This is a genomic window from Pseudomaricurvus sp. (assembly GCF_965662505.1).
Lineage (GTDB): Bacteria > Pseudomonadota > Gammaproteobacteria > Pseudomonadales > Cellvibrionaceae > Pseudomaricurvus.
This window is the reverse complement of sequence record NZ_CBFIHX010000123.1, coordinates 1-10,253: the sequence shown is the minus strand read 5'-3', so window position 1 is coordinate 10,253 and position 10,253 is coordinate 1. Positions and strand designations below refer to the sequence as shown.

7 protein-coding genes are annotated in these 10,253 nt (G+C 51.1%); 3 read left to right on the top strand and 4 right to left on the bottom strand.

The annotated features are described in order from the left end of the window. Positions 1-192 precede the first annotated feature (192 nt). Positions 193-1,539 carry a TolC family protein gene (locus ACTG33_RS14240; protein WP_439135891.1) on the bottom strand — a complete coding sequence of 449 codons (1,347 nt, stop codon included), beginning with the start codon at positions 1,537-1,539 and terminating at the stop codon, positions 193-195. A gap of 586 nt (positions 1,540-2,125) precedes the next feature. Next, positions 2,126-3,250: a phosphoribosylaminoimidazolesuccinocarboxamide synthase gene (locus ACTG33_RS14235; protein ID WP_439135890.1), complete on the bottom strand. Its 1,125-nt coding sequence runs from the start codon at positions 3,248-3,250 to the stop codon at positions 2,126-2,128. Positions 3,251-3,538: 288 nt separating this feature from the next. Between ACTG33_RS14235 and ACTG33_RS14230 the strand changes: the two genes are divergently transcribed. From ACTG33_RS14230 to ACTG33_RS14220, 3 genes are all read left to right on the top strand, one after another. Beyond that, positions 3,539-6,337: a valine--tRNA ligase gene (locus tag ACTG33_RS14230; RefSeq protein WP_439135889.1), complete on the top strand. Its 2,799-nt coding sequence runs from the start codon at positions 3,539-3,541 to the stop codon at positions 6,335-6,337. Positions 6,338-6,704: 367 nt separating this feature from the next. Next, a complete protein-coding gene (locus ACTG33_RS14225; RefSeq protein ID WP_439135888.1) occupies positions 6,705-7,175 on the top strand; it encodes a PEP-CTERM sorting domain-containing protein in 471 nt (156 codons plus the stop codon). Between the two features lie 166 nt (positions 7,176-7,341). Next, positions 7,342-8,514: a hypothetical protein gene (locus tag ACTG33_RS14220; RefSeq protein WP_439135887.1), complete on the top strand. Its 1,173-nt coding sequence runs from the start codon at positions 7,342-7,344 to the stop codon at positions 8,512-8,514. Between the two features lie 33 nt (positions 8,515-8,547). Here ACTG33_RS14220 and ACTG33_RS14215 read toward each other — a convergent pair whose 3' ends face one another. Then, entirely contained in the window at positions 8,548-9,354 is an 807-nt protein-coding gene (locus ACTG33_RS14215) for a hypothetical protein (protein ID WP_439135886.1), read from the bottom strand. Between the two features lie 144 nt (positions 9,355-9,498). After that, positions 9,499-10,253, bottom strand: a 755-nt coding sequence (locus ACTG33_RS14210) for a response regulator (protein ID WP_439135885.1), incomplete at its 5' end; no start/stop codon positions are given.

Genomic DNA, 10,253 nt, shown 5'->3' with positions numbered 1-10,253 from the left:
ACTTCCTGACCGTGTACTTCCTGACCGTGCTTTTCACTATCGAAACCATCATCGTCGTGTGACTGATGAGACTCCGATGCAGAGGCGCTCATCAACCCAAATGCGAGTGCCGCCGCAGCGAGCAGAGTCGCAAGCAGAGCTTTTGTATACTGCTTATTGCTGAAACTGGGCATAAATATTTCCTGAATTTGATTATTGCGCTTCATGATCAACCTCACTGTCGACATACTGTTTGGTCGTTGTCTTCTGCTCATCATCGTTTGCCAGTGACTGGGCGGTAAGCTGTTCTATCAACGCCTGATTCAGTAACGCAAAAGACGCCGCGTCGATCGTTTCCAGGCGGGCATTCAACAGTTCTTGCTGTGCGGCGATCCAGTCCCGATAGCGATATCGTCCCTGCTCATAAGCCTCACGGGTTTGCTCCATGGCGCGCTCCAGCAGAGGTAGAACCTCTTTTCTCATCTGCCGGGCGGCGACAACACTTTGCTGATGAGTCTGCCACGCCTGAAACAATCGAGAACGTAGCGCCAGCAGGCTCACACGTTTACGCTCACCCACCATGGCTTTCTCTGCCAGAGCGGTTTTAAGCGCGCCTTGTTTGCGTCGACCGGAAAATAGCGGCACAGACAGGCCTGCCGTCAGCGCAGTATCGTTTGTCTCTTCAAACCGTCGCACTCCGATACTCCACTGCATATTCGCTGAAGCCTGACTTCTGGCCAGTTCAACATCGGCATCACGTACACGCTCCTCTCGGGATAAGACTTCAATTGCAGGCGAGGTGAGCGCGCGTTGATACAAGACCTCAAACCCGGACGATGCATCAAAGGTCGAAAGGTCTCCCGATAAACGCTCAAACATCACCCGTTCCGCCCCCCATAAAGTCGCGAGCGTTAGCTTTTGGCTGCGCAGCTGAGCTTCCAGTGCAGCCTGCTTTAAACGAGCCTGCGTCACCGCAGCTTTTGCCCGCAGCCGCTCCGCTTCCGGTGCGGCGCCACGCTGCACACGCAGACCCACCAACTGATGACTGTCGGTTGCCAGGCGAGTGGTGTCTTCTGCTACTTGCAATTTTTCCTGCAATGTCAGCGCAACAATAAAGCTCTGTGTCACCTTGCCCAACAGATTGAGGGATTGTGCCTGACGTTCGGCTTCAGCCAGAACATAGCGGGAGTCCGCCAACGCGAGTCGGGAGTCGCGTTTACCTCCCAACTCAATAACCGAAGACAGAGATACGGTCAGCTCAGCACTGTCCATTCCTGAGTAATTGTCACTGCCCAGTATATTTTCTGCTTCGAAACCCAGCTCCAGAGGCGGAGCCAGATCGGCGGATTGTTGCTGACCATCCAGCGCTTTGAAACGCCACTGAAACATCTGCAATTCGGGATTATTGTTTAAAGATTTCCTGAGCGCCTGCTCAAGAGTTATTGAACGCTGGATTGCTTCAGTCTGCGCTGCACCCACGAACGGCAGTATCAAAAGCAGACAAGCACACATCCACGCCCCCGGAAGCAGACGTCGCTGCCCGGACCATAAAATGCACATACACGTACCCTGTGTTGGTTAAATCAGACCGTTAAAAATGAATAAACGACAAGAAAACAGCAGGGTTAAACGATGGGGGGACGATAGATAGACGAGAGAGACTTTGACGATGCATCGGTAGGATAAGAGACCAGAATAGCTGTCTCAGGTACTACAGTGACGGCTATAACGAAAGGCAAAACGGCTACGTGGGAACTATGCCCATGACACTGACAGCAGTGGTCACAACTCTCCTGCGCCGCGTCGTTGCCAGACACGTGGTCATCAAATCCAGAGTGAGGTTGATCTACAGAGGTTGAATCAAATGCAAATGCATCCGCGGAAAGAGAGTGGTGACTTTCTTCTGGAATAAAAATATCGCACGCTGCCTCAACGGCAACAAACAGGCACTGCAGAAGCATAAGCGTCAACATGATGCGCCCTGCTCTGAGTCTGTGTGTGCGAGATTTTGTAAACATGTTGATGGCGTCACATGGCGTTTTGAATAATGATTGCCATTACCGTAGCACAACTCTTAACGAAAATTCGTATTTAGGTTTCAGCTTTACAATCCATTGCATTTTACCCTGCGTCAACCTTGGGTTATTCAATCAATCAACCCGTACTGCTCACGCAAGACCTCAACGATCTCGGCCTTGGGGTTATCAGACAATACAATTTTCTGACCCGTCACTTTTTCGGCAATGCCGGTGTAGGTGCGGGAAATGTCCATCAACGCGTCCATAGGCAACTCATTGTCACGCGCCAGAGCTGAGCGCTCGTCCATGCGGTCTTTGTTGAGCAGAATATCCGGGTCTTCAAAGTGATTCAGCAAAAACTGGCGGAAGCCCTCTTTGGAGTTTTCCACGATTTTGCCGTTGCGATAGCTCTCGCCATCCCAGATCCGGGAAGAATCCGGCGTGCCCACTTCGTCCATGTAGATCAGTTTTTCATTGCCCGCTTTATCCGTGACAAAACCAAACTCGAATTTGGTGTCCACAAAGATCTGATCCAGTGCCGCCAGCTCATCACTGATGACGTTGAAACCTTCTTTCAGCAGTTTCTCGTAGGTAGCGATGTCATCGGCGCTGCGGAAGTTAAACGCTTCGAAGTTGTTTTCGATATCCGTGCGGGTAATGTTCACATCGTCCACTTCCGGCACACCGGGAATGCCCTTGAGAATACCCTTAGTGGACGGGGTGATCAGCAGTTCGGCAAGCTTCTGATCTTTTTGCAGATCATCGGGCATTTCGATGCCACAGAATTCACGCTCACCCTTGGAATAGGCACGCCACATGGAACCGGTAATGTACTGGCGGCAGATGGCTTCGATCATCACCGGTTTGGCTTTTTGTACGATCCATACAAACGGGTGGGGAATATCCAGAATGTGGCTGTCTGCCAGCCCCTTTTCCCGGAACAGCTTAAACCAATGATTGGAGATAGCATTCAGCGCCGCGCCCTTGCCGGGTACGCCTCGCACATCACCCTCGCCAGTCCAGATGCAATCAAACGCCGAAATCCGGTCGCTGATCACCATAATGGCCAAAGGCGCATCCGGTGCCACGTCGTAGCCCTTCTCCTCAATCAGGCGGCGACTGTCCGCTTCTGTCAGCCAATACACTGAGCGCACCTTGCCACTGTGCACTGGCTTGTCGGTGCGAATTGGCAGATCATCATTGACCGCCAGTACCGAGTCTTTAAGGGATTTGCCAGCAGAAGCAGCGCTCATGGGGAGGTTCCTGTAGGTTTTGAGGGAAATCAAGGTCTGTAAAAGCCGCATTCTATCAGAAGCCTGCTTTCAGGGAATAGAAAGGAAGAGGCCACCGACCCTGCCACGCCCTTCGACAGGCTCAAGGCGAACGAGCACTGAGCCTGTCGAAGGATCACCCACGGCTGTATCCCATCCGCCAGCCCATGTATAATCTCAGCCCTTTCAATTCGCATATTCAGTGCCGTCGCGCCCTATTTCGCGCTATCGGCCCACAATTCCGGCTTTACTACGAAGACAATTGACGTTATGGATAAAACCTACCAGCCACAGGCTATTGAAACAAACTGGTACGAAACCTGGGAAAAGAACGGCTATTTCAAGCCTTCTGGCGAGGGTGAGCCCTACTGCATCATGATTCCGCCACCCAACGTCACCGGTAGCCTGCACATGGGTCACGGTTTTCAGGAATCCATCATGGACGCCCTGATCCGCTACCACCGCATGAAAGGTCACAACACCCTTTGGCAAGTGGGCACCGACCACGCCGGTATCGCCACCCAGATGGTGGTAGAACGTCAGCTGGACGCTCAGGGCACCAGCCGTCACGAGCTGGGCCGCGACAAGTTCATCGAAAAGGTCTGGGAGTGGAAAGAAGAATCCGGCGGCAACATCACCCAGCAGCTGCGCCGGCTGGGCGCCAGCCCGGACTGGTCCCGCGAGCGCTTCACCATGGACGACGGCTTCTATAACGCGGTTCAGGAAGTCTTTATTCAGCTGTATGAAGACGACCTGATTTACCGCGGCAAGCGTCTGGTGAACTGGGATCCGAAACTGCACACCGCCGTATCCGATCTGGAAGTACTGTCCGAAGAGGAAGATGGCTTCCTGTGGCACTTCCGCTACCCGTTAACTGATGGTTCCGGCCATCTGGTCGTCGCCACCACGCGTCCCGAAACCATGCTGGGCGACTCCGCCGTGGCGGTTCACCCGGATGATGAGCGTTATAAAGACCTGATTGGCAAGACCATTACCCTGCCACTGGTCGACCGCGAAATTCCCATCATCGGCGACGATTACGTCGACATGGAGTTCGGTACCGGCTGTGTAAAAATCACGCCGGCTCACGATTTCAACGATTACGAGATGGGCCAGCGTCACAACCTGCCGCTGAACAACATCTTCAACGACGATGCCGAGATCAACAACACTGCCCCTGAAAAGTACCGGGGAATGGATCGTTTCGACGCCCGCAAACAGATCGTTGAAGATCTGGATGCGCTGGGTCTGCTGGAAAAAATCGACGATCACAAATTGAAAGTGCCCCGCGGCGATCGCACCGGGGTGGTGATTGAGCCCTACCTGACGGATCAGTGGTACGTGAAAACCCAGCCACTGGCGGACGAGGCCATTAAGGCCGTTGAAGGCGGTGACATTCAGTTTGTGCCCAAGCAATACGAGAACATGTACTTCTCCTGGATGCGTGACATTCAGGACTGGTGTATCTCCCGCCAGCTTTGGTGGGGCCACCGTATTCCCGCCTGGTATGACGAAGACGGTAAAGTCTACGTGGGTCGCAGCGAGGAAGAAGTTCGCGAGAAGCACAACATTCCCGCCGAAGCTGTCTTAAAGCAGGACGACGACGTACTGGACACCTGGTTCTCCTCCGGCCTGTGGACCTTCGGCACCCTGGGCTGGCCAGCCCAGACAGACTTCCTCAAGACGTTCCACAGCACCGATGTGCTGGTGACCGGTTTTGACATCATCTTCTTCTGGGTTGCACGGATGATCATGCTGACCCTGCATTTCAAAAAAGAAGTACCGTTCCACACCGTTTATGTACACGGGCTGGTTCGCGACGGTCAAGGCCAGAAGATGTCCAAATCCAAGGGCAACGTGCTGGACCCTATTGATCTGATCGATGGTATTGATCTGGAATCCCTGGTGGCCAAACGCACCGCCGGTATGATGGTGCCGCGCCTGCGAGAGAAGATCGAAAAACAAACCCGCAAGGAGTTTCCGGACGGACTGGCCGCCTACGGCACCGACGCCCTGCGTTACACCTATTACTCACTGGCCTCCACCGGTCGTGACATCAAATTCGATGTAGGTCGTATCGAAGGCTTCCGCAACTTCTGCAACAAGATCTGGAACGCCTCGCGCTATGTTTTGATGAACTGTGAAGTTCAGAACGACGCCGGCGATCGCGTTTCTGCGAAAGATTGTGGGCAAGATGGCTCAGACAACTACGAGCTGTCCGTGGCCGATCGCTGGATCATTGCCAAACTGCAACAGGTCGAAAAAGCCTTTGCCGAAGGTGTCGAAGCCTACCGTTTCGACCTGGCCTCTCAGGCACTGTACGACTTTATCTGGAACGAGTACTGCGCATGGTATCTGGAACTGTCCAAGCCTATCCTCACCAGTGACGATTTCAGCGAAGCACAAAAGATCGGCACCCGCCGCACTATGGTTCGCGCACTGGAAGAAATTCTGCGTCTGGCACACCCACTGATGCCGTTCATCACCGAAGAGATCTGGCAGCGGGTGAAAGACCTTGCTGGTGCAGAAGGTGAAACCATCATGACCGCCGCCCTGCCTCAATGCGATGACAGCCTGATCGACCAGAAGGCCATCGTCGACGTGGAATGGCTGAAAGGCGTCATCGAAGGAGTGCGTAACATTCGCGGCGAAATGAACATTTCACCGGCGAAAAGTGTTCCTTTGTACTTTGCCAACGGTTCAGACAACGATCAACGCTGCCTGAACGACAACCGCCAGTTCCTGATGCGCCTTGCCAGTCTTGAATCCATCACCTGGCTGAATGCCGGTGAAGAAGCCCCCATGTCCGCTACCGGCCTGGTGGGTGATATGGAAATTCTGGTGCCCATGGCCGGTCTGATTGATGTACAGGCGGAAACCGCACGCCTAAACAAAGAAATCGATCGTATCACCAAGGATATTCAACGTGTTGAAGGCAAACTTAATAATCCAAAGTTCGTCGACAAGGCGCCGGCTGAGGTGGTGCAGAAGGAAAAAGACAAGCTGGCTGACATGCAAAGTGCGCTTGCCAAGCTGGCAGAACAGGTGAAAAAAATCGCAGAGCTGTAGTTAAGAATTACAGTCGGCTCTCACTTCTGCAACACCTGTAGCCTTCCCCCAAAGCCCCTGCCTCGCAGGGGCTTTCTTCTTCCCGCCCGAGCACTTCCTCCCAACCATAAATGTATAAGACGCCAAACTTGTGAACACCCAAAACTGGTACATATGTGTCAGTTTATTTTACAAAATAACCATTCCTCCCGCACTTTAAAACTCTAACCAACTGATTTTATTGAATTTAATTATAGTGGCACCCTATTTGCCTGTTGATTAATGCGACTACAAGTTCACATTTTATATGTGACATAAATCACAAATAGGGATGATTACAATGTTTAAAAAACTGGGAGCAATAGGGCTTCTTCTGGGGTCTTTCGCAATGGCTCAGTCAGCCAGTGCCGGACTGATTGTGGACAGCTTCGATGTGGATACGGACGTAAATATCGGTGGTCAATACTCTTACTTTCACGACATTACTGGCTACGGTTTCACACCTGGACTCGACACAGCCTGGTCAGGCTCATTGGCCATTGAGATTTTCGATGATGGATGCGATGTCTTTTTCTGTGCAGATGAATGGTTTCTTGAGATTGCCCTTGTTCAGGTTGAAGAGCTTGACTTCGATTCTGGCGGTATTACGTTCGGCGATTTCGGTAGCGATTTAGAGCTTGAAGCTCTTACCTCACTGAACACGAACGGCCAACTGAATGTGACTATCAGATCGATCAGTGGTGATTTCCATATTGGTCATTCCACCCTATCTGTTGATGTGCCAACCCCAGGCACTGCGGCTTTGCTGGGACTTGGTCTACTGGGTTTAGGGTTAGGTCATCGCCGTAAAAAGACCTGACTGATATTGACTACCCCCTTCCACGCCTGCGCATACAATGGCAGGCTTTTTCCACTGTGTTTACCACCATATTACTCACCAAAGGCTCTACCTTTCGCACTGCACAGTTCGAGCAAACGCTATATCATCCCTTTTCTGTCAACAACACATTGAAAAGGGACTTCCCATGAAAATCATCAACACATGCTTGCTTGGGGTTGGTTTGCTACTGGTGAATGGTTGTAGTGATCAACCAACACCCACTTCAGACTCAACCACTCCATCAACAGCTACAATCAGTTTTCCTCTCGGTAATGAAACCGAACTCACGACTCTCTACAGCTACCCCAACTCTGACAATGGGGAATCTCTGGAAGCCACCATCGAGCATTACCTGAATCAGCGCCTGCAGAGGGATCATATTGCCAATGGCAGTGCCGATGTCACGGTTGAGAAAGACCTCTATAGCGTGACCATGAGGGGAGACGCCACAGTCATCAATGAGTACAAACCTCAAATTATCCAGTTTTTAACCAACGGAGCGCTGGCCGCGAGTGCCGTGACGCAACTGAAAAAAGACAATAAGTGGGATGCAAAGGAGTGGCGTTTCTTTCTGCCGCTGGGTTTGTCGATCGTCAATCAACGCTCGGTACAACTACTTCACTTTCCGCCCGATTACTCGCTGCCGGATCAGGACTATCTCAATTCCAAAACCAGCCAGCGCTGGGAAAAACTGTTGATGCTGAATCAGGTGGCCGCGGACGAAGTCACACTGTATGAAAGCATTCTCGATGTAGCTCCCATTGCAGCTCCGGCCAGTGCTGGCAGCACTTTAAGCGAGACCTACCGCTATTTCGAGCCCTATGTGGTGAGCATGCTGCCACTGCTGCTGGATATCGACGAGGGGAGCAGCAGCGCTCTACCCATCGTGGCTTATGGTGGCCCGGTGAGAAGCTGGGTATCCAGTTACTATAAGCTGAATGACTTTGGTGTGAATACCGTGGCCAGCGTCACCATCCAGGACGGTATCAACGCTCCGATGCTTGGCGCAAACCACCCCAGCTATATCTGGTACGCCAAAGATCAGGGACGGGAAGCCGCCATGAAAGTGATGCAACAGGATTTAATCTCGGCTTGCTGGCAGGCCAGCATGGGTAAGGATGCACAACAAAACCCGAGCAGTGTTCTGAACAGCTGCGACAACTACTGGCAGAGCCAACCCATGACGGTTTGCGTAAACATGGAGATTCAGGCGTTCGATCAATCCGAAACCGAGGCGAAAGCCAGCTGCTCGAAAGACATTCCAGACACGATTAAAGCGGTGTTGCCTGAAGAACAGATACACCCTCTCTCTTTTTGAACATTGAATATTGAACAGACTGGTCATGCCCCGTCATTCTTTGATACGGGGCACTACTGATACTGGAGGGTATATCGGAACCTCCAGACCAAAACGCTGATAAACCGGTTTCAGCAAGCCTTGCCGATCCGCCAACAACAAAATACGGTTGATTGCTTTGGCGGATATGGGGCTTTTTTCCGGAACGAGAAAAGTCCGGTTATATTCTAAATCCGGAGTGTTGAACACCAGTATTTGCTCTGCCGCTTGTGGGTTCTTCTTGAGAAACCACTTTAGTGTGGTATCACTGGTCACGGCAATATCTACCCGTTCTGCCAGCAACATTCTAATACTGATTTCTTCCGACTTCACAAACACTGCTTCCAGTTGTTCTTGAGCATTTTTATTGCCCATCAGAAAACTGTAGGTATACCCTCCTACCAGGGCGAAGGTTTTATCACTGAAAGTCTCAAAGTAGCTTTGATCGACGGCGTTAGCCCGCAAAGCAATAAAAATATCTTTTGCATGCAACAACGGCCAACTGGTAGTCAGGGGAATACGCCACTGCCAAGCAGGGTTATCCCACATCATGATGTCGGCCAACCCGTTCTTGATCGCCTGACTGCGACGTTTTACCGGAATATCAAACGACTCAAACCGATATTGATCCTGCACCTGATTCATAGCCTGCAGAACACCGGCGGTCACATCATCATTGGCATCATTAATAAATAGTGGCGGTCTTTCCGGGGTGCCCACTTTAACCAATTGACGGACTTCTAAAGGAGCAGAATTGACCATATCTATGGACACAAGAGGCAGATACAGCACCATTAACACCCACAGAGAAACTTTAAACATCAAAACCCCAACATATATTTCCTGTTTGTCCTTATCACTGCAAATTAAATACCAGTTACTGCTCCGAAGTAGCATCAGCGGGATCTAACCCCGTCTTATGAGCTATGACCACGCAAAACTCCACCCTGATACAGATCCTCAGGCTCACCAGGTAAGTTCTTTGTCTGATTTAACACACAGGCGACGACAATATTTCATCAATATCTGGATGGCCTGCTCGGTGAACAAGGGCTTTAACACATGTTCATTCATTCCTGCGTTCAGACATTCAGCCTTATCTTTCAACGACATACTGGCGGTAATGGCGACTATCGGCAGGTTTTTCCATCGATCATCTTCTCGCAAGCGTTTGGTCGCGGTGATGCCATCCATATTAGGCATATGCCGATCCATAAAGATCAGATCAACATCATGTTCGTCCAGATACTCCAGCGCTTTCACGCCATCCTGCGCCACAATCACGTTACACCCTAATCCATTCAAGAGATACATCAACGAATCAGCATTAATTTTGTCATCTTCTACAATCAAAACTTTGGCATTGCATCTGAAACCATCCTGAGCAACGGCGACAGACAGAACATCTTCCTCAGGCTTCACAACAGATAATGTCAGAGCCACAGTGACGGTAGTACCTACGCCGTGCTCACTCTCCAATGTCAGAGTGCCGCCCATTAATTCTATAAGTTGCTTTGCAATAGAAAGCCCTAACCCTGTACCTCCATACTGTCCCTGGGAGTGACTATCAGCCTGATAAAACTGATCACAAACGGATTTTAGCTGTTGGTCATCTATACCAATACCGCTGTCCTTAATTTCAATACACACTTTAGCCTTATTGTGTATTTGCGGATGGACATCGACTCGAATCCAGACACCGCCCTTTTCTGTGAACTTGA

Excerpts from the sequence above, each read along its gene's own strand:
- ACTG33_RS14235 (WP_439135890.1), bottom strand. The coding sequence starts at position 3,250 with ATGAGCGCTGCTTCTGCTGGCAAATCCCTTAAAGACTCGGTACTGGCG.
- ACTG33_RS14220 (WP_439135887.1), top strand. The coding sequence starts at position 7,342 with ATGAAAATCATCAACACATGCTTGCTTGGGGTTGGTTTGCTACTGGTG.
- ACTG33_RS14225 (WP_439135888.1), top strand. The coding sequence starts at position 6,705 with ATGGCTCAGTCAGCCAGTGCCGGACTGATTGTGGACAGCTTCGATGTG.
- ACTG33_RS14215 (WP_439135886.1), bottom strand. The coding sequence starts at position 9,354 with ATGTTTAAAGTTTCTCTGTGGGTGTTAATGGTGCTGTATCTGCCTCTT.
- ACTG33_RS14240 (WP_439135891.1), bottom strand. The coding sequence starts at position 1,539 with ATGTGCATTTTATGGTCCGGGCAGCGACGTCTGCTTCCGGGGGCGTGG.
- ACTG33_RS14230 (WP_439135889.1), top strand. The coding sequence starts at position 3,539 with ATGGATAAAACCTACCAGCCACAGGCTATTGAAACAAACTGGTACGAA.